Annotated in this window: 23 protein-coding genes and 1 pseudogene; 9 read left to right on the top strand and 15 right to left on the bottom strand. The window is 73.2% G+C overall.

The window, feature by feature from the left end:
- Positions 1-729, top strand: coding sequence for a hydrogen peroxide-dependent heme synthase (hemQ, locus tag AC0682_RS11770; RefSeq protein WP_254811449.1), 729 nt, complete (start codon positions 1-3; stop codon positions 727-729).
- A gap of 163 nt (positions 730-892) precedes the next feature.
- Here the strand turns inward: hemQ and AC0682_RS11765 are convergent, their stop codons facing one another.
- The 5 genes from AC0682_RS11765 to AC0682_RS11745 form a co-directional block, all read right to left on the bottom strand.
- Entirely contained in the window at positions 893-2458 is a 1566-nt protein-coding gene (locus AC0682_RS11765) for an alpha/beta hydrolase (RefSeq protein WP_478532488.1), read from the bottom strand.
- Positions 2459-2605: 147 nt separating this feature from the next.
- Positions 2606-3637, bottom strand: coding sequence for a TIGR04222 domain-containing membrane protein (locus AC0682_RS11760; protein WP_478532585.1), 1032 nt, complete (start codon positions 3635-3637; stop codon positions 2606-2608).
- Positions 3638-3645: 8 nt separating this feature from the next.
- Entirely contained in the window at positions 3646-5079 is a 1434-nt protein-coding gene (locus tag AC0682_RS11755) for an MbnB/TglH/ChrH family RiPP precursor modification enzyme (RefSeq protein WP_478532487.1), read from the bottom strand.
- A gap of 139 nt (positions 5080-5218) precedes the next feature.
- Positions 5219-5968, bottom strand: a complete 750-nt coding sequence (locus AC0682_RS11750; RefSeq protein ID WP_478532485.1) for a DUF4142 domain-containing protein — start codon at positions 5966-5968, stop codon at positions 5219-5221.
- A gap of 269 nt (positions 5969-6237) precedes the next feature.
- Entirely contained in the window at positions 6238-7047 is an 810-nt protein-coding gene (locus tag AC0682_RS11745) for a peptidyl-tRNA hydrolase (protein ID WP_478532483.1), read from the bottom strand.
- A 50-nt stretch (positions 7048-7097) separates the two neighbouring features.
- Here AC0682_RS11745 and AC0682_RS11740 point away from each other — a divergent pair, with 50 nt between their 5' ends.
- Together AC0682_RS11740 and AC0682_RS11735 are read left to right on the top strand one after the other, a co-directional pair.
- The gene (locus tag AC0682_RS11740) at positions 7098-7772 is read left to right on the top strand and encodes an AIM24 family protein (protein ID WP_478532482.1); all 675 of its coding nucleotides are present in this window, start codon (positions 7098-7100) and stop codon (positions 7770-7772) included.
- Positions 7773-7987: 215 nt separating this feature from the next.
- On the top strand, positions 7988-8716 hold the full coding sequence (locus AC0682_RS11735) for a restriction endonuclease (protein WP_478532480.1): 729 nt from the start codon (positions 7988-7990) through the stop codon (positions 8714-8716).
- A gap of 29 nt (positions 8717-8745) precedes the next feature.
- Here AC0682_RS11735 and AC0682_RS11730 read toward each other — a convergent pair whose 3' ends face one another.
- The 4 genes from AC0682_RS11730 to zapE all read right to left on the bottom strand — a co-directional run bounded on the left by AC0682_RS11730 (position 8746) and on the right by zapE (position 12985).
- Positions 8746-9456 (bottom strand): polysaccharide deacetylase family protein, encoded by a 711-nt coding sequence (locus tag AC0682_RS11730; protein WP_478532584.1) that lies wholly within the window; start codon positions 9454-9456, stop codon positions 8746-8748.
- A 259-nt stretch (positions 9457-9715) separates the two neighbouring features.
- Positions 9716-11128 carry an alkaline phosphatase PhoX gene (locus AC0682_RS11725; RefSeq protein ID WP_478532479.1) on the bottom strand — a complete coding sequence of 471 codons (1413 nt, stop codon included), beginning with the start codon at positions 11126-11128 and terminating at the stop codon, positions 9716-9718.
- Between the two features lie 238 nt (positions 11129-11366).
- The gene (locus AC0682_RS11720; RefSeq protein ID WP_478532478.1) at positions 11367-11792 is read right to left on the bottom strand and encodes an OsmC family protein; all 426 of its coding nucleotides are present in this window, start codon (positions 11790-11792) and stop codon (positions 11367-11369) included.
- 98 nt (positions 11793-11890) lie between these two features.
- Positions 11891-12985, bottom strand: coding sequence for a cell division protein ZapE (gene zapE, locus AC0682_RS11715; protein ID WP_478532476.1), 1095 nt, complete (start codon positions 12983-12985; stop codon positions 11891-11893).
- A 37-nt stretch (positions 12986-13022) separates the two neighbouring features.
- Between zapE and AC0682_RS11710 the strand changes: the two genes are divergently transcribed.
- The 4 genes from AC0682_RS11710 (at position 13023) to msrB (ending at position 16547) form a co-directional block, all read left to right on the top strand.
- Positions 13023-13922: a pyrimidine reductase family protein gene (locus AC0682_RS11710; protein WP_478532474.1), complete on the top strand. Its 900-nt coding sequence runs from the start codon at positions 13023-13025 to the stop codon at positions 13920-13922.
- Between the two features lie 217 nt (positions 13923-14139).
- A complete protein-coding gene (locus AC0682_RS11705; RefSeq protein ID WP_478532473.1) occupies positions 14140-14592 on the top strand; it encodes an indole-3-glycerol phosphate synthase in 453 nt (150 codons plus the stop codon).
- A 76-nt stretch (positions 14593-14668) separates the two neighbouring features.
- Positions 14669-16069: a UDP-N-acetylmuramate--L-alanine ligase gene (gene murC, locus AC0682_RS11700; protein ID WP_478532471.1), complete on the top strand. Its 1401-nt coding sequence runs from the start codon at positions 14669-14671 to the stop codon at positions 16067-16069.
- A 49-nt stretch (positions 16070-16118) separates the two neighbouring features.
- Positions 16119-16547 (top strand): peptide-methionine (R)-S-oxide reductase MsrB, encoded by a 429-nt coding sequence (gene msrB, locus AC0682_RS11695; protein WP_478532470.1) that lies wholly within the window; start codon positions 16119-16121, stop codon positions 16545-16547.
- A gap of 242 nt (positions 16548-16789) precedes the next feature.
- Here the strand turns inward: msrB and AC0682_RS11690 are convergent, their stop codons facing one another.
- From AC0682_RS11690 to AC0682_RS11675, 4 genes and pseudogenes are all read right to left on the bottom strand, one after another.
- Positions 16790-16984, bottom strand: coding sequence for a hypothetical protein (locus tag AC0682_RS11690; RefSeq protein WP_478532469.1), 195 nt, complete (start codon positions 16982-16984; stop codon positions 16790-16792).
- Between the two features lie 74 nt (positions 16985-17058).
- Positions 17059-17520: a hypothetical protein gene (locus AC0682_RS11685; RefSeq protein ID WP_478532468.1), complete on the bottom strand. Its 462-nt coding sequence runs from the start codon at positions 17518-17520 to the stop codon at positions 17059-17061.
- A gap of 96 nt (positions 17521-17616) precedes the next feature.
- Positions 17617-17763 (bottom strand): DUF397 domain-containing protein, encoded by a 147-nt coding sequence (locus tag AC0682_RS11680; RefSeq protein WP_478532583.1) that lies wholly within the window; start codon positions 17761-17763, stop codon positions 17617-17619.
- Positions 17749-18057, bottom strand: a pseudogene (locus tag AC0682_RS11675) (Scr1 family TA system antitoxin-like transcriptional regulator); the annotation flags it as partial. The pseudogene AC0682_RS11675 and the gene AC0682_RS11680, both read right to left, overlap by 15 nt.
- A 590-nt stretch (positions 18058-18647) precedes the next feature.
- On the opposite strand from AC0682_RS11675, the gene AC0682_RS11670 reads away from it, so the two are divergent.
- Together AC0682_RS11670 and AC0682_RS11665 are read left to right on the top strand one after the other, a co-directional pair.
- Entirely contained in the window at positions 18648-20111 is a 1464-nt protein-coding gene (locus AC0682_RS11670) for a DEAD/DEAH box helicase (protein ID WP_478532467.1), read from the top strand.
- Between the two features lie 55 nt (positions 20112-20166).
- A complete protein-coding gene (locus AC0682_RS11665) occupies positions 20167-20490 on the top strand; it encodes an SCO5918 family protein (RefSeq protein ID WP_478532465.1) in 324 nt (107 codons plus the stop codon).
- Positions 20491-20547: 57 nt separating this feature from the next.
- On the opposite strand, the gene AC0682_RS11660 is transcribed toward AC0682_RS11665, so the two are convergent.
- The gene (locus tag AC0682_RS11660; protein WP_478532464.1) at positions 20548-20907 is read right to left on the bottom strand and encodes a hypothetical protein; all 360 of its coding nucleotides are present in this window, start codon (positions 20905-20907) and stop codon (positions 20548-20550) included.
- A 422-nt stretch (positions 20908-21329) separates the two neighbouring features.
- Positions 21330-23777 carry a GTPase-associated protein 1-related protein gene (locus AC0682_RS11655; protein ID WP_478532462.1) on the bottom strand — a complete coding sequence of 816 codons (2448 nt, stop codon included), beginning with the start codon at positions 23775-23777 and terminating at the stop codon, positions 21330-21332.
- Positions 23778-23851: the final 74 nt, after the last annotated feature.

Raw genomic sequence — 23851 nt, 5'->3', positions numbered from 1 at the left:
ATGAGTGCTCCTGAGACTGCGACGCCCAGCAAGAGTCCGAACGCCGGAAAGAAGGCCAAGGACCTCAACGAGGTCATCCGCTACACCCTCTGGTCGGTCTTCAAACTCCGCGACGTGCTGCCGCTGGACCGGACGGGATACGCGGACGAGGTCCAGGAGCTGTTCGACCAGCTCGCGGCCAAGGACGTCACCGTGCGCGGCACCTACGACCTCTCCGGTCTCCGCGCCGACGCCGACCTGATGATCTGGTGGCACGCCGAGACCTCGGACCAGCTCCAGGACGCCTACAACCTCTTCCGCCGCACCGCGCTCGGTCGCGCGCTGGAGCCGGTCTGGTCGAACATGGCCCTGCACCGGCCCGCCGAGTTCAACAAGTCGCACATCCCGGCGTTCCTCGCCGACGAGACCCCGCGCGACTACATCAGCGTCTACCCCTTCGTACGGTCCTACGACTGGTACCTGCTGCCCGACGAGGACCGCCGCCGCATGCTCGCGGACCACGGCAAGATGGCCCGGGGCTACCCGGACGTCCGCGCCAACACCGTCGCCTCCTTCTCCCTGGGCGACTACGAGTGGATCCTCGCCTTCGAGGCGGACGAGCTGTACCGGATCGTCGACCTGATGCGCCACCTGCGCGCCTCCGAGGCACGGCTCCACGTGCGCGAGGAGATCCCGTTCTACACGGGGCGCAGGAAGGACATCGCCGACCTGGTGGCCGGGCTCGCATAGCCAGCGAGTTCCCGCACCACCCCAACCCGGAAGATCAGAAGACGGGCACCGGGCACCGACCGTGCCGCCCGCCGTTCCAGCGACACCGGGTTCGGCTTCGGGCCCTGTGGAGGGCGTTCACCGCACTCCGCAGGGCCCGTTCCCCTTTCCCGGCCCCGGATTCCTAGTCCAGCGAGACGGGGTTCGGCTCCGCGCGCGGAGCGCACTCGGCGTCCCCGGAGGGCGTTACGCCCGTCAGCAGATAGCGCCGCAGGTGCTCGTCCACGCAGGCGTTCCCGAACCCGCCGACCCCGTGCGTCCCGGCGCCCCGCTCCGTCACGAGCACCGCGCCGCGCAGCCGCCGTTGAAGCTCCAGCGCGCCCTTGTACGGGGTCGCCGCGTCCCGCTCCGCCGCCAGGATCAGCACCGGCGGCAGCTCGCCCCACTCCGTGGAGACATCCAGGGGCTGCTGCCGGGGCGCGGGCCAGAACGCGCACGGCAGGTTGGTGAAGGCGTTGTCCCAGGTCTGGAAGGGGGCGACGCGGGCCAGGTCCGTGTGGTCGCGGTCCCAGACCTCCCACTCCTCGGGCCAGGGCGCGTCGTTGCACTCGACCGCGGTGTAGACGGCCCGCGCGTTCTCGTCGTCCTTCGCCGTGACCGCGCGCGGCGACAGCTGCGTGACCAGCGGCTCCGGGTTCCCCCGGACGTACTCGGAGAGGGCGGTGGCCCGCATCGCCCAGTAGTCGTCGTAGTACGCGGCCTGGAGGAACCCCGCGTGGAGCTGCCCGGGCCCCACGGTCCCGTCCGCCGGTTCGGCCGCGAGCGCGGTGCGCACGTCGTCGTAATGGCGCTGCACGGCCTCGGGGGAGGCGCCGAGCCCGTAGACGTCGTCGTGCCGGGCGACCCAGCGCCGGAAGTCCTCCCAGCGGGACTCGAAGGCGAGTGACTGGTCGAGGTTGGAGCGGTACCAGATCTTCTCCGGGTCCGGGTCGACCGCGGAGTCGAAGACCATACGGCGTACGTGTGAGGGGAAGAGGGTCGCGTACACGGACCCCAGATAGGTGCCGTAGGACGCCCCCATGAAGGTCAACTGTTCGTCGCCGAGGGCGGCCCGCAGCACCTCCAGGTCCCGGGCGTTGTTGAGCGAGGTGTAATGGCGCAGCGCCTCGCCCGCGCTCTTCTCGCACCCCCGCGCGTACGCCCGCGCCTGGGCGATCCGCCGCTCCTTGTCCGCGGTGGTGGGGTGGGCGGGGGAGTCGGTGGGGCTCCGCGTGAAGACGGCGGGGTCCTGGCAGGAGAGCGGCGCGGAGGCGCCGACGCCGCGCGGCGCGTAGCCGACCAGGTCGTAGGCCCGGGCCACCTCCTTCCACTCGGACATCTCGCCCAGGAGCGGGAAGGTGACGCTGGAGGCGCCGGGACCGCCCGGGTTGTAGACGAGGGAGCCCTGCCGGTCGGCGGGTTCACCGGTGGCGAGGGTGCGGCTGACGGCCAGGGGGATGGTCCGACCGTCCGGACGGGCGTAGTCCAGAGGGACCCGTACGGTGCCGCACTCCAGGGAGTCCGGGAACATCTCCTCCTCCGGGCAGGCCCCGAAGGAGATCCCGGCCGCCGCCGCGCGGGCCGCCGCCACCGCCGTACCGCGCGCCTCGGGGGAGCCGCCGGTCCTGTCCGAGGCGGCGGCCGGTGCGGTGCCGGCCAGGGCCGACAGGACCAGCGAGCCGATCGCTGCGTACAGGGGTACTGCTCTCACGGCGGGGCCTCTCTGCGGACGCGGAGAAGGGATGGTGAGAGCGCGGGCGGGTGAAGTCCAGCACCGGGCGGGCGTGTTGCGTGGATCCACCCGTTCGCGCCGCTTGAGGGCGACCGCTCGAAAGCCGGCGTGCCTGAAAGGGGCCGCTCAGGAACCGCCGCAGCCGCCTCCGCCGCCTCCGCAGCTGGAGCCCCCGCCGCAGCTGGACCCGCCGCCGCAGCTCGACCCCGAGCCGCCGCACCCGGACCCTGCGCCGCACCCGGAGCCCGTTCCGCCGCCGCTCGCCCCGCCGCAACTCGCGTGCCCGGGGCCCGCGTCGGCGCACCACACCGTGGTGGCCGCGAAGCCCGCCGCCGCTGCCGTGCCTCCCACGACCCCCGCCGTCCGGTACCGGTGACGCGAGCGCCCGGCGGGTGCGTGGAGCCCGGCCGCCGCGATCAGCTGGGCCTGGAGCACGGGGTCCGGCAGGGCGCGCAGCCCCTGGGTGGCGACGAGATACGGCGGGGTGACCTGATAGGCGTGGGCGGTCCGGAACTCGTGGGCGGCGCGGCGGCCCGCGCGGGTGAGCCGGCCCGCTGCCGCCGCCGCCACGACGAGCCCGCTGATCCCGCCGAGCAGGATCGCGGGCAGCACCTTCAGGACGAACGGGAACGGCATGTCGAACGGGGAGTCGTGGGTCACGTACTGGAGGACCGTGGCGGCGACGGCGAGCGGGAAGCCGACGACGCAGCTCACCCCCTGGATCAGCCCCCACCGCCGCACGGGACGGCTCGCGGCGGGCGGCACCAGCAGCCCGCGCTCCGCCAGCCCGTCCCCGATCTCCTGCACCGCCGGGTGGCGCATGACCGCTTCCCGTACCGCGTTCAGGGCGCCGCTGGGAGCGGTCGCCAGCACCTGGAACACGGCGCGTTCCACCGGGTCGTGCGCCTGTTCACGCTGTACGGAGATGATCCCGGGCCCGCCGATGAGCACGCGTCCGTCCCCGTACAGCGCGGTGAACGCGGTGTCCACGACCCTGGCCGGACCGCCGTTGAGGAAGGCCGCCTCGTAGAGGTCGTGGACGGGGTAGGAGGAGCCGACGGGGGTGCGGCGGCCGGAGCGGGAGGCGGCGGCTTTCGCGACGAGGAGCGCCGTGGAGAGGGCGACCGCGAGCGTCACCAGCAGGGCGAGGGCGTTCATGGCGGTGGTCACTTCCCTGCGAGGACGGCACGGGCCGCCCGGACGAGACGGGTGGCCCGGCCCGGCGGCCGGGGCCCCGAACGGTCCTCCCACCAGTGCGTCAGCCGACGCTGTGCGACGGGGTCGGAAAGACCGCCGGAGACGAGGACCCGCTCGACGAACTCCAGGGCGTCGCGCCGGTAACCGCCGTTCATAGGGTGGCACTTGGCGTAAGAGAGGAACGCGGCGCGGTAGCCGTCACCGAGGATCTCCGGCAGCTCGGGGGCCACCTTGGCGACGACATCGGCCCGCTTGGCGGCCAGCGCCCGGCTCTGCACCCGCAGCCGCCGGTGGTCGAACCCCTCGGGGGCCGGGGTCCCGGCGACGAGCGCGGAGAGCAGTGCGGTCTGAGCGACGGCGGTACGGTCGCGGGCTCCGGGGCGGGCGGCGCCGAGGGGTGAGGCGTCGCGCGGCCCGCCTGTACGCCCATCGCCGGAAGGGCCGGAAGGGCCGGAAGGGCCGGAAGGGCCGGAAGGGCCGGAAGGGCCGGAAGGGCTGGAAGTGTCTGAACGGGTCGACGAGGCCCCCTGGGCTACCGTTCCTGCCCAGGGCCCCGCGTCCGCCCCTGCCCGGGCGACCGGGGCCGCCGCCCGCAACGTGCCCCGGACCGTCTCCAGCTCGGCCGCCAGCTCCGCACCCGGAGGGAAGGCGTCGTCGCGCTCCAGCAGGACGCCCGGCGGGTCGACGCGGGAGCGCAACTCGGCCAGGACGTCCAGGACCGGCGCGGTCACCGGGTGGGCGTGCGTGTCATGCCAGATGCCGCCCCTCTCGATCCCGCCCGCCACGTGGACGTACGCGATGGCCTCCAGGGGCAGTTCGTCCAGGGCCTTCGCCGGGTCCTCGCCCCGGTTGACGTGGTTGGTGTGCAGGTTGGCCACGTCGATCAGCAGCCGCACCCCGGTCCGCTCGACCAGCTCCGCCAGGAACTGCCCCTCGGTCAGCTCCTCGTCGGGCCAGGAGAACAGCGCCGCGATGTTCTCCAGGGCCAGCGGCACGGGCAGCGCGTCCTGGGCGATCGCCACGTTCTCGCAGAGCACGTCCAGCGCGTCCCAGGTGCGCGGCACCGGCAGCAGGTGCCCCGCCTCAAGGCGCGGTGAGGCGGTCAGCGGCCCCCCGGCCCTTACGAACGCGATGTGCTCGGTCACCAGAGGCGTACCGAGCAGCTCGGCGCGGGCCGCCAGCCCCGCGAGCCGCTCGGGGTCCGGGCGGTCGGCACCGCCCAGGCCGAGCGAGACGCCGTGCGGTACGACGGTGACGCCCCGCTCCCGCAGGCGCACCAGGGAGTCGGGGAGGTGGTCGGCGCAGAGGTTCTCCGCCACCACCTCGACCCAGTCGATCCCCGTGAGAGCCTCCACCTCGGCGGCGATCTCCGGCCGCCAGCCGATCCCGATGCCCAGCCTCATCCGTCTCCCCCTCCTCCGCTCTGTCCAGGGGTCATGGCCCCGTGGAACGGCGGCGAACCCGAAGAGGGGGACGTTCAGAGGAGGATTTGAGGTTCCGGCCCGCTGATCACGTCACGGCATCGGCGCCCCGCGGCCCGGGTCACGGCATCGGCGGCATCGTCGGCGGCACGGGCCGCGAGGTGAACGACTGGTCGCCGGAGGGGGTCACCGGCACCGGCGCCAGCGGAACCTCCCCCTCACGCGGCGCGGGCGGGCCCGAGGGGCTGGCGGTGGACCCGCCGGCGGCCTCGCGGGCCAGGGCGTCGAAGTCGACGAAGCCGGTGGCCTCCAGCATGGTGATGTGGTCCAGCACGGTCTGGTTGGCGTCGCTGGCGAGCTGCCGGATCAGGGTGTTGCGGGTGGTGTGCCGGACCTGGCCGATCAGCCCGAAGACCTTGCCGTGGGCGGCGCGCAGGATGTTGGCGAACTTCCGCTCGTACTCGTCCCCGCTCGCCGCCGTCAGCTCCCGCAGCCACGCCTGCTGCTGCTCGGTCGGCTGGTTGGGCAGCTCCACCCCGAGCTTGGCGGCCACGTCCCGGGCCCGCCGGTCCAGGTCCGCGTGGCCGACGACCAGATGGTCCCCCGCGGCCTTCGTCGCCTCGCTGGGCGCCCGCTCGATCGCCTGCTGCCCGGCGGGCAGTTCCCACAGCCCGGCGAGCCGCACCTTGACCAGGAAGTCCCGGTCGGTCGCGGAGAGCGGGCCCCACTGGGTGGCGACGCTGGAGGCGTTGAGGTTCGCCTCGCCGGTCCCCGAACGGTCCGCGTAGGACCAGACGGGGAAGGCGAGCGCGCCGAGCGTGGCGACCAGTGCCGCGACGATGAGGGCCGTTCCGTTGATGCGTCGAAACAAGGTGTCTCCCGGGACGAGAACGTGACAGCGCCGGTCACGCGGGTCGGCCGCCGGCCGATCGCGACCGGCCGCCAACCGGTGTGCCGTGCAAGCTACTTGGTGGTAGCGCCGCTGGGGCGGTATCGGGAGATACGTAGTCGGGTACGGGAACGCTCAGCCGCGACCGGACGGATTTCCGGCCCGGACGGCCCGGACGGCCCGGACGGCCCGGGTGGCCCGGTCGGCCCGGTCGGCGCGGACGGCCGGCAAGCGGCTCGTCGGCCGTGCGCTCACCGGCGGGCGGTCCGTACGCCCGGCAGGGGGCAGAAACGCTCCCCGCCCTGAGCCACGACCGTCGGCCCCGGCGCGATCTCGGTGAACCCCGCGTCGCGGACGACCGGCAGGCCGCTCGTGGTCAGTTCGCGCCAGCGGTCCGGGGGCGCGGTGGCCACGGAGAGCGGGAAGTCCGCCTCGCGCCAGGCCTTGCGGTCGATGTCGGACAGCTCCCACCAGGCGAGCTGGGCGGCATGGCCCACCTGGGCCATCGTCTTGCCCGCCGACATCGTCAGCTCCGGGTTGAGCCAGAGCACCGGACCGGTCGGGTCGGGGGCGGCGGGCGGCTCGGGGTCGTCCAGGTCGGTGCCCGACACCTGGAGCTTGGCCAGTTCCTTGGGCCAGCCGTCGAGCGGGATCGGCGGGTACACCCGCACCTCCGCGCTGTCGCCCGTGACCGTGATCCCGGGCAGCGCGGCCGCCTTGCGCCACTCCGCGCCGCGCGCCCGGCGCACCACCTTGCGGATCCGGGCGTCCTCCCAGTCCCGCATCGCCCGCGCCCACTCGCCCCCGCCGGTGGACCGCTCGTCGGCCAGGATCGTGAGCACCGCGCGGGCGGCGGTGCGCAGGGCGTCCGTCCGGGCGGGCGGGTCCGTCTTCTCCAGGTGCAGCACGAGCGGGAGCACGTACTGCGGAGCCGCGTCCCGGTCGGCCGGACCGTCGGCGGACGGGGCCGGGGAGGGGGCCAGGGGGGTGCTCGGAGAGGTGTGGCCCAAGGGGCTCTGGGCGGTGTCGTCGCTGCTCACCGTCCCAGTCTGCCAGGCCATCCGTGTCACCTCCTTGGCCTGTCGGGCCGGTCCGGGTGAGGATGCTGGGCATGAAGAGCGATCTGTTTTCCAGCGAACACCTGGCCCAGCCGGCCACCGCCCCCGGCATGACCCTGCAGAACTCCAAGTCGATCAAGTACGCCGTCAACGGGGAGATGCACGCCCGCCAGGGTTCGATGATCGCCTTCCGCGGCAATCTCCAGTTCGAGCGCAAGGGCCAGGGGCTCGGCGGTCTGCTCAAGCGCGCGGTCACGGGCGAGGGACTTCCGCTCATGGCCGTACGAGGCCAGGGCGAGGCGTGGTTCGCGCACGAGGCCGCCAACTGCTTCATCGTGGAGATGGACCAGGGGGACCAGCTGACCATCAACGGCCGCAACGTCCTGTGCTTCGACGCCACCCTCTCGTACGAGATCAGGACGGTGAAGGGCGCGGGGATGGTCGGCGGCGGCCTCTTCAACAGCGTCTTCTCCGGCTACGGCAAGATCGGCCTGATGTGTGAGGGCACTCCCATCGTGATCCCGGTGACGGCCGCCCAGCCGGTGTACGTCGACACGGACGCGGTCGTCGGCTGGAGCCAGCACCTCACCACCACCCTGCACCGGTCCCAGAGCGTCGGCTCGATGGTCCGCGGCGGCTCGGGCGAGGCCGTCCAGCTGATGCTCCAGGGCGAGGGCTTCGTCATCATCCGCCCCAGCGAGGCCCGCCCCGACCGGACGGCCAACTGACCGGACGGCCTTGATCGGCAGGCCCTTGGCAACGATATCCGGCCAGCCCAGCGCCGCATTGTCGCCAACTCCCGGTAAGCCCGGCGTGCCGTCGTTCCACGCGCGTTAGAAACGGACGTCGGTGATCGGGGGACCGGGGGAGAGGTGTCGGCCATGCTGACCAGCAGCGGAGTGGTGCGCCGAGCGGGAGCCGTTCGCCTCGCGGGCTTCGGCCGATGAGCGCCCGGCGCCGCACCCCGGCCCGACGCTCCGTCTCCCGCCGCCGTGGCACGCGGCAGAGGCCGCAGTGGGCCGTCCTCGCCGTCGTCGTCCTCCTTCTGCTCTGGGTGGTCGGCAGGCTGATCGACTGGGTCGCCGCGAACCGGTGGGTCGTCCTTCTGGCCCTCGCCCTTGCGGTGGCGGGCGGTGTCTTCTGGTACCGCCGCCGGGCCGACCGGCTCCGCCGCGAACAGGAGAACGCCCGAGCACTGCGGTACGCCGTGGAGCAACTGGACCGGCTGAACCACCGCGCGTTCGAGCATGCCGTACGGGACCTGATGTTCCGGGACGGCTGTACCGACGCCGTCCAGGTCGGCGGGGCCGGGGACCACGGGGCCGACGTCAAGGCCACGGACCCGTACGGGCGGCGCTGGGTCATCCAGTGCAAGCACCGCAAGGCCGGTTCGGCGGGGGCTGCGGTCGGCACTCCGGATCTGCATGTCCTCAACGGCACCGGCCGGCCCGTGCACCACGGCGACGTCGTCGTGCTGGTCACCAACGGGCGGTTCTCCAGGCCCGCCCTGGACTTCGCACGGTCCCAGCGACTGCATCTCGTCGACCGGGCCACGCTCTCCGCCTGGGCCGGAGGCGGCCGGCCCCTCTGGGAACTCCTGCGGGCCGTGCCGCCTCCGCGCAGCCCCAGCCCCAGCCCCAGCCCCAGCCCCGGTCCGAGCCGACTGTCCTGAGGGCTCGGCGGAACCTCGACCGGCCCCTGTCAGCCCTCCATCAGCTCCGACACCTTCACGAACCGGTAGCCCCGCTTCCGTAGCTCCGGGACGATCATGCCCACCGCCTCCCCGGTGACCGGAGCCGCGCTGCGCGTGCAGTGCAGCACCACCAGCGACCCGGGCCGCACCCCGTCCAGCACCTGGCGGGCCACCGCCCCCGCGTCCGTCGCGAACGCGTCGCCGCTCACCACGTCCCACTGCACCGCCGTCACGTTCACCGGGGCCAGGGCGCGCAGGGCCGCGTCGTCGTAGCAGCCACCGGGGAACCGGAAGTACGGCACCACGTTGCGTACTCCGGCCTCGCGGAAGGCGGCGAAGGCCCGTTCCACATCGCGCGCCATGGCCTCCTCGGCGACCACAGGCAGGCCGTAGCAGTCGGCGGTGAAGGCGTAGTGGCTGTACGAGTGGTTGGCGACCTCGAACAGCTCGTCCGCACCGATGTCCTTCGCCTGTGCCGGGTACTCCTTGGCCCACCGCCCGGTCATGAAGACCGTGGAGGGCACCTTCAGCCGGCGCAGGAGCGCGATCAGCTCCGGATTGTCGAAGCGCTCGCCCGCCTGCGCGCGCGGGCCCTGATCGGCGGTCATGTCCGCGTCGAAGGAGAGCGCCACGACCTTCTCCGGGGAGGCGCCCACCGGGCCCCCCGCGGCCGGGCGCCGCTCGAAGACCGGGGTGCGTCCCGCCGGTCCCGGAGCCATCGTGGGCGGCGCCTTCGAAGGAGCGGGGGAGGCAGCGGCGGCGGACGGTGTGGGTACGGGCGCGGGCGGCGGCGGGGCGGCGCTCCCACATCCGGCCAGGAGGGCTCCGCCCAGCACCGCCGCCACCGTCAGCGTCGCCGTCTTCCGGGCAGCCGCCGTGTTCCGGGCAGCCGTCGTCTTCCGTGCAGTAGTGGTCACTCACGGAAAATATCCGATAGTAGGCCTATACCTCTTTATGTGGGGCTCTGGTGTCGTGGTCTCAGCGCCACGGCCCCCTCACCGCGAACGTCGTCCCCGGCGTGTAGCAGTTCACGTACATCGTCGAGCCGTCCGGCGAGAAGCCGACCCCCGCGAACTCGCCCCACTCCGGCTCCTCGGGCGTCCCGATGTTCTGCCGCCCGCGTGCCATCGCGTACACCTCCCCCCGTCGCGTCACCCCCAGCACGTGCTGCGCGCCGCCCCCGTCCTCGCAGACCATCAGCCCGCCGTCGGCGGCCAGGCAGATGTTGTCCGGGGACTCGCCGGGGAGCTGGACGTCGGTGTCCGGGCCGAAGACCACGACCAGCGTGAGCCGTCGCTTCTTCGGCTCGTACCGCCAGACCTGGCCGTAGTGGTCGGCCGCCGAGCCCTCGGCGCTGCGCGCGAAGCTGGAGACGAAGTAGACGGACGAGCCGCCCCAGTAGCAGCCCTCCAGCTTCTGTGCGTGCGTGATGCCCTTCGGGCCGAAGTCCTGGAGCCGGACGGGGGTTCCGGCCGCCAGCGGATCCGGAACGGGCACCCACTCCACCCGGTCGAAGCTCGCCCCCGTCTCCTGGATCGCCGACAGGTCCGGCACCCCCGGCACCCGCATCGCCTCCAGCTCCCCGCCTGCCCGCAGCGAGCCGGTGCCGCCGAGCGGCCTGGCGGGGAGGAAGCGGTAGAAGAGGCCGAACGGCCGGTCGAACGCGTCCTCCGTCTCGTACACGATCCCGTTCCCCGGGTCGACCGCGATCGCCTCGTGCTGGAAGCGGCCCATCGCCGTCAGCGGGACGGCCCCGGTGCGGCGCGGGTCGGCGCCGTCCACCTCGAAGACGAAGCCGTGGTCCTTGGTGTAGCCGTTGGTCCCGGCCCGGTCCTCGGTCTCCTCGCACGTGAGCCAGGTGCGCCAGGGGGTGGGCCCGCCCGCGCAGTTCACCGCCGTACCGGCGATGGCGACCCGCTCGTCCAGTACGTTGTTCCGGCCGTCCAGCTCCAGGGCCGTACAGCCGCCCTTGGCCGCCGGGTCGTACGTCAGCCCCTGGACGGTCGGGACGCCGAGCTTCGCCGTGTGCCGGTTCTCGTGGTTGCGGACCAGGTGGACGCGGCCGTGGCGCCCCGCGAAGGCGGCCATCCCGTCGTGGTTGCCGGGCACCCGGCCCTCGCCGGAGCGCAGCGGGTCGCCCTCGCGGGAGAGCACCCGATAGCGGAAACCTTTCGGCAGGTCGAGCAGGCCGTCCGGGTCGGGGACGAGGGGGCCGTAGCCACGGTGGCCGCGGGCGGCGGCCGTACCGGCGAAGAGTTCGGAGAACGCCCCGGTGAAGGCGATCGCGGCCGCCGCGCCGCCGCCTGCCAGGACCTGTCGTCGTGTCGTGGTGTGCCGGGCGGTGGCCGCGGCGGTCGCGGCGGTCCCGGTGTTCCGGGAAACGGATGACATGGGCAGCTCCCTGTTGGCGGACAGGTAGACATGACCCGCATGTGTGTAGCACGCACCAAGGCGCGGGGGAACCATGCGCGCCCCCGCGCCTCGTGTTGTTGCCGGGGCGGCCCGGAAGCGGAAGGGCCGTCCGTGGCCTGTCAGGCCGCGCCTCAGGCTCGGCCTGACAGGACCGATGGGCCTCAGGCCTGGCCGCCAGGGCCGAGGGTCTGGCCTCAGACGTGGCCGCCAGGACCCGTCAGGCCAGCTTGGCCGCCAGCGTGATCTTCGTGCCCGTCAGCGCCTGGCTGACCGGGCAGTTCGCCTTGGCGTTCTCGGCCGCCTCCACGAAGGCGGCCTCGTCGATCCCGGGAACCTCGCCCTCGACGGTGAGGTGGATGCCGGTGATGCCCTCGCCGGGCTGGAAGGTGACGTCCGCCGAGGCGGTGAGCTTGGTGGGCGGGGTGCCGGCCCCGGCCAGACCGTGCGAGAGCGCCATCGAGAAGCAGCTGGAGTGCGCGGCCGCGATCAGCTCCTCAGGGCTGGTCTTCCCGTTCGCCTCCTCGGCGCGGGAGGGCCAGGAGACCGGGTACTCGCCGATGCCGGAGGAGTCGAGGGTGACGACCCCCTTGCCCTCCATCAGGTTGCCTTCCCAGACCGTGTGCGCCTGACGCGTGGTAGCCATGCTGGATCCCTTCGAACGGAACGGAGCTGTATGCGTGTTGTACGGGAACGGGTGTCACGGGTGCGCCACGGAGGGGCACCCGGTGTCACCCCCCGAACCTACTGGGTCACCAGGCCCTTCGCGTCACGCGCCAGTGCCGTCAGCCGCGAGATTGCCCGGAAGTATTTCTTCCGGTACCCGCCGTTCAGCATCTCGTCGCTGAACAGCCGGTCGAACGGCAGCCCGGACGCCAGCACCGGCACCTCCCGGTCGTACAGCCGGTCGGCCAGCACCACCAGCCGCAGCGCCGTCGACTGGTCGGGCACGGCGCTCACGCCGGTCAGGCAGACGGCCCCGATGTCGTCGGTCAGCGCCCCGTACCGGCTCGGGTGCACCTTGGCCAGATGCGCCAGCAGCCCCGGGAAGTCGTCCAGCGAGGCGCCCGGCGTGGCGTACGCGGCGCGGGTGACCTGCTCGTCCGTGTACGGGGCCGGGGCCTCGGGCAGCCCCCGGTGCCGGTAGTCCTCGCCGTCGATGCGCAGCGGGCGGAAGTGCGCGGACAGGCCCTGGATCTCGCGCAGGAAGTCGGCGGCGGCGAACCGGCCCTCGCCCAGCTTGCCCGGCAGCGTGTTCGAGGTCGCGGCCAGCGCCACCCCGTTCTCCACCAGCCGACTGAGCAGCGAGGAGACCAGCACGGTGTCGCCCGGGTCGTCCAGCTCGAACTCGTCGATGCAGAGCAGCCGGTGCCCGCTCAGGGTCCGCACGGTCTGCTGGAAGCCCAGGGCGCCGACCAGGTTCGTCAGCTCCACGAACGTTCCGAACGCCTTCAGCGAGGGCTCGGCGGGCGTGGCGTGCCAGAGGGAGGCGAGCAGGTGGGTCTTGCCGACGCCGTAGCCGCCGTCCAGATACACCCCGCGCGGTCCGGTCGGCGCGGCGGGCTTCCTGCCCCCGAACCACTTCCGGCGCCCGGCACCCGTCGCGTGCGACCCGCCGAGCCCGGCGGCGAAGCCGGACAGCACGGTCACGGCCTCGCTCTGGCTGGGCTGGTTCGGGTCGGGCACGTAGGTGTCGAAGCGCACCGAATCGAAGCGCGGCGGCGGCACCATCTCCGCCACCAGACGGTCGGCGGGGACGTGCGGCTCGCGGGCGCACAGGGACAGCGGGGCCGTTTCGGCAAGGGGGCTCTGCCCCGGAAACGCGGTGGAGGACGACACAACTCTCCACCCTAAGGCCCGTGCCAGACTGCAACCCATGCGAAGCCTGTTCCCTGTGACGGACCTGACAACGAGCACCCCCGGCGACGAGGACCCGGCCGCCGCCCCCGACCGCGCGGACCGCGGACCCGGCCCCGGAGGCCGCACGGACCGCGCAGGTCACGCAGGCCGCACGGGCCACGAGGCCCGCGACCGCCACGCGGACCGCGAGTGGAGCCTCGACGAGCTGGCCGAGGCGTACGCGTACCCCGCCGATCTGCCCGCCGAAGGCTCCGGGAGCGCCTGGCTGCGCGCCAACATGGTCTCCACGCTCGACGGGGCCGCCCAGCACGAGGGCCGCTCGCAGCCCATCTCCTGCGCCGCCGACATGCGGATCTTCGGCACCCTGCGGGCCCTGGCCGACGTGGTGATCGCGGGCGCCGAGACCGTACGTCAGGAGGGGTACCGTCCGGCCCGTGCCCGGGATGCCTTCGCGGCGCGGCGGGCGGCGGCCGGGCAGGGGCCCGCGCCCGCGATCGCGGTGGTGTCCGGCTCGCTGGACCTGGACTTCTCGCTGCCGCTGTTCTCCGAGCCCCTGGTCCCGACCCTCGTGGTGACCGGTGCGGGGGCGCCCGCCGACCGTCTCGCGGCGGCCCGGAAGGCGGGCGCCGAGGTGGTGATCGCGGGCGAGGGCGCCCGGGTGGACCCGGCCCGCGTGGTGCGCGCGCTGGCGGACCGGGGGCTGCGGCGGCAGCTGACGGAGGGCGGGCCCCGGCTGCTCGGCCAGTTCGTGGCGGCGGGGGCGCTGGACGAGCTGTGCCTGACGCTCTCCCCAATGCTCACGGCCGGGGACGCGCAGCGGATCGCCGGTGGACCCGGGGTCGCCGTGCCGGAACGTTTCGCCTTGGCCTCGCTGCTGGAGGAGGACGGCTTCCTCTTCGGTCGCTACCGACGGTAAAGGGGCAGGTCGGTCGGTTGGGGGGTGCGGGGTCACCAGTGCGGGGACACTTAGCGGAATTTACCGTTCCGGTTAGCTTCGGCTGGGCACACTTACCTCTGCAGTCCCCGTGGAAGCACGGGGAAGGATGGTTTCAGCAAACGACCGTCGACGGTCGAGCCGACGGTCGACGAGACGCAGAAGCGGAAGGGCGCCTGTCGTGTTCACAAGCGTTTTGATGATCGAGAAGCCGCTCACGCCGGAGGACGTCGACTTCGTCACCACCCTCCACGGCGAGGAGCGGATCTCGTTCGTCGTTCTGTTGCAGCCGCGCGGCGACCAGGCCGATGTCCTGCTGCGCGCGATCGACGACGTGGCGATGGGGGAGCTGAGGGAGGCCGTCCGCGAGGGTGAGGAGCCGGAGGGCAAGGAGGCCCGCGAGCCCGCCGAGATCGGTCTGGAGTACTCCCTACGCGCCTTGCGCGAGGCGGGCGCGGAAGCGGTCGGACAGGTGGTCGAGGACCACCCCCTGGACAAGCTGAAGACCGTCGTCGACGAAGCGGGCGCGGACGAGGTCATCGTCCTGACGGCCCCGCACTACGTGGAGGAGTTCTTCCACCGGGACTGGGCCTCCCGCGCCCGGCACAAGGTCGGCGTCCCGGTGCTCAAGCTCTTCGCGCACAGCGAATAGGCTGAAGGCCGCGCGGCCGGCCGGAGGGCAACCCGGCACCGCGCGGGACTCTCTCACCAGCTAGACGGAGGCACAGATGGCACCCGGCATTCCCGCCGCCATGGAACGACCGCACTTCATCGGCATCGGCGGCGCCGGGATGTCGGGCATCGCGAAGATCCTCGCCCAGCGGGGCGCGAAGGTGGCGGGCAGCGATGCCAAGGAGTCCGCCACCGCCGAGTCGCTGCGGGCGCTGGGGGTGACCGTGCACATCGGGCACGCGGCCCGGCACCTGGCCGACGACGCCTCCTGCGTGGTCGTCTCCAGCGCCATCCGCGCCGACAACCCGGAGCTGGTCCGCGCCGCCGAGCTGTCCATCCCGGTGGTCCACCGCTCCGACGCGCTCGCCTCCCTGATGAACGGCCTCCGGGCCATCGCGGTCGCCGGCACCCACGGCAAGACCACCACCACCTCCATGCTGGCCGTCGCCCTCTCCTCGCTGAGCCTGGCCCCCTCGTACGCCATCGGCGGGGACCTGGAGGGCCCGGGCACCAACGCCACGCACGGCGAGGGGGACATCTTCGTCGCGGAGGCCGACGAGAGCGACCGCAGCTTCCAGAAGTACGACCCCGAGGTCGCGATCGTCCTCAACGTCGAGCTGGACCACCACGCGAACTACGCCTCGATGGACGAGATCTACGACTCCTTCGAGACCTTCGTCGGCAAGGTCGTCCCCGGCGGCACCCTGGTCATCTCCGCCGACCAGCCGGGTGCGGTCGAACTGACCCGCCGGGTCCGCGACCTCTCCGACCTCAAGGTCGTCACCTACGGCTCCGCCGAGGACGCCGACGTACGCGTCCACAAGGTCACCCCGCGCGGCCTGTCCAGCGAGGTCACCGTCCTGCTCAACGGCAGGTTCCTCACCTTCACCGTCTCCGTCCCCGGCGCCCACTACGCCCACAACGCCGTCGCCGCCCTCGCCGCCGGGGTCGCCCTCGGCATCCCCGCGCACAACCTGGCCTCGGCCCTCGGCTCGTACACCGGGGTCAAGCGCCGCCTCCAGCTCAAGGGCGAGGCGGCGGGCGTGCAGGTCATCGACTCGTACGCGCACCACCCCACCGAGATGACCGCCGACCTGGAGGCCATGCGCGGCGCTGCCGCCGACTCCCGCATCCTGGTCGTCTTCCAGCCGCACCTGTTCTCCCGCACCCAGGAGCTGGGCACCGAGATGGGCCAGGCCCTCGCCCTGGCCGACGCCTCCGTGGTCCTGGACATCTACCCGGCCCGCGAGGACCCGATCCCGGGCATCACCAGCGCCCTGATCATCGACGCCGCGAAGGCGGCGGGCGCCGAGGTCACCGCCGTCCACGACCAGGACGCGGTCCCGGCCGCCGTCGCGGGAATGGCCAAGCCCGGCGATCTCGTTCTCACCATGGGAGCGGGCGATGTCACCGACCTCGGCCCGCGCATCCTGGACCATCTGTCGAGCGCCCGGTAGCCGGCCGGCCACCGAAGGCGACGACCGAGCCGAGCCTGAGGAGCGAGCCGTGCCGTACGACGTCGAGAAGCCCGACGAGCAGTGGCGGGAAGAGCTGACCCCCGCCGAGTACGCGGTGCTGCGCCAGGCCGGCACCGAGCCCGCCTTCCGGGGTGAGTACACCGACACCAGGACGGCGGGCGTCTACTCCTGCCGGGCCTGCGGGGCGGAGCTGTTCCGCTCCGACACCAAGTTCGAGTCCCATTGCGGCTGGCCGTCCTTCTACGACCCGAAGGACACCGACGCGGTCGAGCTGATCGAGGACCGCAGCCACGGCATGGTCCGCACGGAGGTGCGCTGCGCCCGCTGCGGCTCGCACCTGGGCCATGTCTTCGAGGGCGAGGGCTACCCGACCCCCACGGACCAGCGCTACTGCATCAACTCGATCTCGCTGACGCTGACGCCGGACGAGAACGGAGACCGGGCGCCAGGCACCTGACGTCTGGTACCTGAGGCCGGAGCCCGCAGCCGTGACGTACACGGCTGCGGGCTCCGCGCCCACGTCCGTCCCCAGGACAACCTGGCCGCGGAAGCGGAGGCGCTTCTCGAACGCGGCCGGCTGCCCCAGGACGCCGAGGACCGGCTGTGGCTGACCCCGGAAGGGGAACAGGCCCGCGTCGATCTGGCCCGCAACACCCCAGCGATCCGCGCCGTCCTCCACGAGGGCGTCGACGACGCGGACTACGTCACGACGGTGAAGGTGCTCCAGCAGCTGATCCGAGACGCGGGAGGGGCGGTCGCCTGATCGGCCGGGAGCGCGGGGCCGAGCGCCGTGCCCGATCCGGCTCGGCCCGCCGCGATCGAGAACCCGACCAGCACACCCGCCGCGACCGTGATCTTGCCCGTGGTGAGATCGCCCTCGCCGCCCCCCGCCATGCTGCGAGGACGGTCCCGGCCCGCGCCTCAGGTCCCGGCACCCGCGCCTCAGGTCCCGGCCCGTGCCGCAGGTGTCAGCCGTCCCCGCCGGTCTCCGACCGCAGCAGCGGGTGGATGACCCCGGGGAAGACGGTCGCCTGGACGACCTCCTGGCCCGACCCGCCCCGCACGACCGTCTCCGCGACGCCCCAGGGCCGTCCGGCCAGGTGGACGGTGAGGGTGTACGAGGAGGAGCAGCCGGTGCACTCGTAGCGGTCGGCCCAGGTCTCGACCTCGGTGGTGGAGCCCGGATAGCGCTTCACGTGCCGGTGGCGGGCGTGGCAGTGGTCGCAGGTCTCGCCGGGCTCGCAGGTCCCGCCGCAGGGGCAGGGCACGTCGAGGCTGTCGGCGGGCTTCCAGCGCTGCACGAGGACGGCGTCGCGGGTGGCGGCGGTGTCCTTCATGGCCTTGAGGTTGCGGGCGGCGACGTTGTACGACTCGCCGGTGGCCGCCATCCGGTCGCGGATGACGTCCTTGCGTCCACGGTTGGTCGTCATGCCGGTTCCTCCTGGGGTTCACGCAGCCCGCCAGGAGGCTCACGAGTCGTACCTGTACCTCCACCTACGGTACCGGGCCGGGACGGCCCGGCCCGCTCAGCCCTGGACCGCGTACGAGAGGAAGCGGGTCCAGGAGGCCGGGGCGAGGGCGAGCTGCGGGCTGTCCTCGATCTTGGAGTCCCGGACGTGGACGGTGGAGGGGCAGGCGGCTACCTCGACGCAGTCGCCGGAGGAATCGAGGATGTGGTCGATCAGCTCCGTTGTGAGCTCCTTGCCACCCAACTGCCGCAGGAACAGGTGCTCTTCGAGGATGAAGGTGAACGCGGTGTTCGGCCGGTTCCGGAGAAGCTCCTGACGCTCCATCCGGGCCGCGAGTTGCGCCTCGATCTGCTCGTCGTCCAGCGGCGGCAACCGGTCGGCGAACAGCGTCCGCGCGTACGCGGGCGTCTGCAACAGTCCCGGAATCAACCGGCATTCGTACGTGTACAGACTCAGCGCCTCCAGCTCCAGCTGCGCCCACTGCCGTGCTGTCGTTGCCGTCCGTGCCGTGCGTCATGTACGGCCACCTCCACCCCGGGGCGCCGTCCGGACCGCCCTTTTTCGGTCTTCCGCTCACCGGCGTCGTCGGAGAATTGCGGAGGCGTAATCCGCGGAACCTTTTCTGATTTCACGGTCGCGAAACGCTGTGCTCGGGGCCGCGTGATACCTGTGACCGCCGTATGAGGTTTCGGCCCGCCGGTTGGAGAGGTTTTCTGCTGAGACCCACGCGGCGGAATTATTCTCGGTATCCGGATCATTGCGGCGTGCTACTGTCATTCCCAGTTGCAGTCTTGCTGTTCCCGAACCTTCGAGCGCCGCCAGCGGCTTCCGGCCGGCGCTGAAGTGGTCAACGCGGCCCAGGGGTGCCGCCTCATCGAGCAGGGCAGCGGCAGCGGCGCGACGGCCGAGGGCATCGTCCCCGCCCGGCCCCGCCGTATCTCGCTACTTTCGATCTGCTCCGGTTCCGTTCCGGATGCCCGGCAGGCCGAGTTTTCCCGCATGCTTCGTTCGGCCCGTTCCTGTGATTCCCCGCGCTGTTTCTCCGCTGCGGGAATTCCTTGGTACGTGCCGTATCAAGGAAGGTTCCCATGAACTCCACCCGTACGAGCAATTCCCCCCGGACCAACGACCGTACGTCCCGCACCCGCGGCCGGACCGGCGGGACCGGCCGCCCCCGTTCGGACGGTCGCAGCCGACGGCCCGTCGCGGTCCAGGGCGAGTTCGCGCCGCCGAAGACACTCACTCCCGCACTTCCCTCCGTCGAGACCTTCGCCGAACTCGACATGCCCGGACATCTGCTGGCCGCGCTGACCGCGCAGGGTGTGAGCGTCCCGTTCCCGATCCAGGGCGCGACGCTGCCGAACACCCTCGCGGGCCGTGACGCCCTCGGCCGGGGACGCACCGGCTCGGGCAAGACCCTCGCCTTCGGCCTGGCGCTGCTGGCCCGTACCGCAGGACAGCGGGCCGAACCCCGTCAGCCGCTGGCCCTGGTGCTCGTACCGACGCGCGAGCTGGCCCAGCAGGTCACCGACGCCCTCACCCCGTACGCCCGGTCGGTGAAGCTGCGCCTGGCGACGGTCGTGGGCGGCATGTCCATCGGCCGGCAGGCGAGTGCGCTGCGCGGCGGTGCCGAAGTGGTCGTGGCGACCCCGGGCCGGCTCAAGGACCTCATCGAGCGCGGCGACTGCGCGCTGGACCAGGTCGCGATCACCGTGCTGGACGAGGCCGACCAGATGGCCGACATGGGCTTCATGCCCCAGGTCACCGCGCTGCTGAACCAGGTCCGGCCCGGGGGCCAGCGGATGCTGTTCTCCGCCACGCTCGACCGCAACGTCGATCTCCTGGTGCGGCGCTACCTCAACGACCCGGTCGTCCACTCCGTCGACCCGTCCGCGGGGGCCGTCACGACGATGGAGCACCACGTCCTGCACGTCCACGGCGCCGACAAGCACCGGGCGACGACCGAGATCGCGGCGCGCGAAGGCCGGGTGATGATGTTCCTGGACACCAAGCACGCCGTGGACCGGCTCACGCAGGACCTGCTGAACAGCGGAGTACGGGCGGCCGCCCTGCACGGCGGCAAGTCGCAGCCGCAACGCACGCGCACCCTCGCCCAGTTCAAGACCGGGCACGTCACCGTGCTCGTGGCGACGAACGTCGCGGCGCGCGGCATCCACGTCGACCATCTGGACCTCGTCGTCAACGTGGACCCGCCGAGCGACCACAAGGACTACCTGCACCGCGGCGGCCGTACGGCCAGGGCCGGAGAGTCCGGAAGCGTCGTCACCCTGGTCACCCCCGGCCAGCGCCGCGACATGACCCGCATCATGACCGCCGCCGGGATCGTGCCCCGGACCACCCAGGTCCGCTCCGGGGAGGAGGCGCTCAGCCGCATCACGGGATCCCAGGCGCCCTCCGGCATCCCCGTGACGATCACCGCGCCGGTGGCCGAGCGGCGCCGACGCGCCGGTGCTCCGCGCGGACGGCGAGGGTCCGCCTCCGCCGCCCGGCGCACGGGCGGGCGTCCGTCGCCCGTCGGCGCCGCCGCCTGACGCGGTCGACCGCCCTCCCTGCCCTGCCCCCTCTGTTCTCCCTCTGTGAGGCAACATGCGCTGTGTCATCGCCCGCTTCCCCTTCGACCTCACCAAGAGCGGTGTCGTGGAGGCGATGAGAGGTATCAAGCCCGAGCAGATCACCGGCGAGTCCGTGATCATCGGCCGCCGCACCTACCCGGTCAAGCAGGTCGGGCAGGTCATCACCCGGCAGGACCGCCGCGACTTCAGCGCGAGCGAAGTGCTCCGGGCCATGAGCAGGCTGGGCTTCACCTGCCCCGGCCCCACGGGCCCCACCACCGGTCCCGCCGCACCCCGGCGCGTCCTCACGCCGCTCCAGAAGGCGTCCGCACTGCTCGGCAGCCCCGCGGCCGCCTGACGGGCGGACGCGGGGCTGGTTCGGCGGACGGTGGTGGCAGGGGTGAGGGCGGGCGGGTCAGCGGTCGGAGTAGCTGAAGTCGCCCATCGTCCAGGCGCTGACGTCCTCGATCGCCACGCGGTACATCCCGCCCGTCTCGGGGATTCCGACCGAGCCCTGGAGGATGCGGGCCACGTGGAAGTGCAGATGGGTGGGCGGGCCTTCCTTGCGGGCGGCGGCGGTGAAGACGGCGGCGAACTCGTTCAGCTGCGCCGAGTCCGCCAGCACCTCCGACACCCGCTGCCGCCAGACGGCCTCGGGGGCCAGCCGGCCGGTGATCACGGCGCCTCCGGTGACCACGGTCAGCGACATCTGATTGCTGTGCCCGGACTCCACCAGGGCGGCGACATCGATGAGCAACTCGTCAGGCTTCGACATGGAAGCCGAGTCTAGTCGGCGGCCGCCGACCGGTGGCTGTCGGAGGGGCGCGGAGCGGCCCCGGACGCGAGGCACGCGCCGGGACCGCCCGGCAGGCGGGTCCGAGGTCACCGCAGGGCGGCGGCCGCCTTCGCGACGTGCGGGTTGCGCGGCGCGGCGGGGCACTCGCGGCCGATGTGGTCCAGCAGCCCTCCGGCCGCGCAGCTCGATACGGCAGCCGACCTCCGCGTGTGTGTCCATGGCCCCACTTCCGCGGAGCGCGAGCCCGGCAGCTTCGAGTCGTCCGGCCCTGTTCACGGCCTCGCCCACGCGCGCGACCTCCGCAGCGGTGCCGTACGGGCCCACACGGGCCCGCCCGGTTCAACCTGTCCAGCCCGAGGCGGCCCGGCCGTCTCCGTGCTGATCGTGTGCGGGTCGGGCCCTCAGCCCCGCCGTACCCGCCCCACGATCCGCCGCCCCAGACGGCCCAGGGCGCGCGAGCGGTTCCAGTCGCGGAAGGCGTTCGCCCGGCCGCTGCTGCCGGTCCGGCCCACCGTCTCCTCGACCTCCGCGACCAGTTCGGCGGACATGGACCGCACCGCCGGACGCAGCACCTCCTCCAGGAGGGCGGCGGATGTGGTCGTCCAGGCGGGACCGGCGTGCGGGTGGGCGGTCCAGACGGTGAAGCAGTCGGCCGCGTAGGCGGGTTGGGTGCGGATTCGAGTGAGGGTCGGCTCGGTGCGAGCGGCCCGGTCGTAGGCGGCGATCAGGTCGCTGTCGTCGCTCCGGACGAAGGCGTACAGCTCCGCGCCGGGACGGTCCGGGGCCAGCAGGCGTTCGGCCAGGGTGGTGAACGCCCGCTCCTGGACGGGTGGTTCGAGGGGAGCCGCGCGGTCGCGCAGCGTACGGACCCGGTCCGCCCAGCCGGGCTCGGGGGCGCCTGTCCGCAGGTCGCGGCAGAGGGCGAGGAGCTGGAGTGCGGCACGCTGTCGGCCCTCGATCTCCTCGAGGAAGGCCCGCAGCAGGTCGTGGGCCAAGGCCTCCGCGTCCTCCGCGTCCGCCGGGGCGGCGAGCGCCGCGTCCACCAGGCGCCCCCACGTGCCGGCCGTCCGGTGCGCGTCCGAGGTCGCCGCCTCCAGCAGCAGCCGGGCCTCCGCGACCGTCGGGGTCCGGTCCGCCCAGACCAGGCCCGCCGCCGTACGCAGCACCAGCGGCTCGGCGAAGGGGGAGAGGCCGGCCGCCCGCAGCACCCGGTGCCAGGCCGCCGACCGGTCCCGGCCCGGCGTCGTCAGCGCCCCCGGGGCCTCGGCACACATCCGCAGATGCGGCAGCGCCTGCGTCCCCGTGAACGGCAGCGCCACCCGTGCCAGGAACCGGGCCACCGCGCCGGGCTCCTCGGGCGCGATCCGGTCCAGCGCGCCGAGCAGCGCCGTCCGTACGTCGAACTGCTCGTCCAGCAGCTCCAGCAGCGCCGGGGCGAACTCGGGCGCGCCTCCCGCTTCCGCTGTCTCCGGCTCCGCCAGCAGTGCCAGGGCCAGACGGGCCACCACGCCCGGCAGCAGCTCACGGACGTCGACTCCCAGCAGCCGTGCCACCCGCAGCAGTTGGACCGTTCGTGCCACCGGGTGGGAGGCATTCGCCCCGCCCTCCAGCTCCGTCCGGATCTCCGGGCCCAGCACCCCGGCGACCGCCTTGCCCTCCGGCCCCGCGAACGCGTCCCGGCGCGGCAGCTCCACCGAACCGTTGCCGCCCCGCACCGCCTCGGTCACCAGCATCGCGGCGAGCGGCGCGGTGACCGAGGTCGGGCACTGACCGTCCAGGGCGCCGAACAGTCGCCCCAGCGCGTCGAATTCACAGCCCGTCCGGTCGTCGATGCCCCGAGAGGTCAGCGCCTCCACCAACTGACCGGTCCGCTTCGCATCCAGCGCGTACGGCCGCTCCGCCGCCCAACCGGCAGCCGCCGCACGCTCCTCGGAGCCGAGCCCGACCCCGGCGCAGAGCGCCACCACCGCCAACGGACCCGCCGCGCACGGGTCTCCGGGCAGCCCGCGCCCCTCCTGGAACAGCTCCGGCGCCCGGCTCCGCCACACCCGGGCCGCCGTCCGCGCCCACACGTCCCCGCCGCCGTCCACCGGAAGCCCCTCCGCGCCCCCGTGGACCCGCAGCCCCGCCTCCCGCGCCGCCGCCGCGTCCTCGGGCAGCACGCCCACCACCCGCAGCGGCGAACTCCCCGGCCGCCGCGTGTACGTGGTGAACGTCAGCCGCTCCACGCTCTCCCTCGGCAGGGCCACCGCGGCCAGCCCCAGCCACCGCGCCACATCCGCGCTCCGCCGCTCCACCAGCACCACCGGACCGCCCGCCGGGGAAGCCTCCTCGCTCGCCCGGCGCAGATCGGCCAGGACCGCCGCCAGCCAAGGGCCCCGCGACACCGCGAAGTCGTCCAGGCCCTCACGTACGGGCGCGGGGCCCGGCGGCAGCGCGCTGATCGGGTCGCCGAGCACCGCTCCACCGGCCGGTGCCACCGTGGCCCAGTGCGGTGACCGCCACGCCTCCACCGGCAGCCGGTCGCCCGGCAGCGGCACCCCCGCAGGCAGGTGCACCGCGTGCGTGTGGAACCGGACCGGGGCCCCTGACCCGCCGCGCGCCGGCGCCGTACGGCCCACCAGGCGGCTCCCGTCCGAGAGCACGGTGTACATGAACGCCTGTGGGAGCGAGCGCAGTTCGGCGTCGGTGGGGCGGTGCGGGGCCCCGTCGGGGAGCGCGTACGCGAACAGCGGTTCCAGCTCCGCCAGCAGCGCCGCCGTCACCTCGCGCCCCACCGCCGTGAACCGGCCCTCCGCGCTCTCGTCCCCGGGCGCGGCGGAGATGTGGTGCACCTGTGCAAGGCTCATCAGTCGGCCCTCTTCGTCCTGCCGCGACCCGTCCCCGCTCCCACCCACACGCGACCGGGTCGGGGGAGAAGTCC

The organism is Streptomyces sp. NPDC043746 (assembly GCF_056436485.1).
The sequence above is the reverse complement of the archived record's forward strand: the minus strand, read 5'-3'. Positions and strand labels throughout refer to the sequence as shown.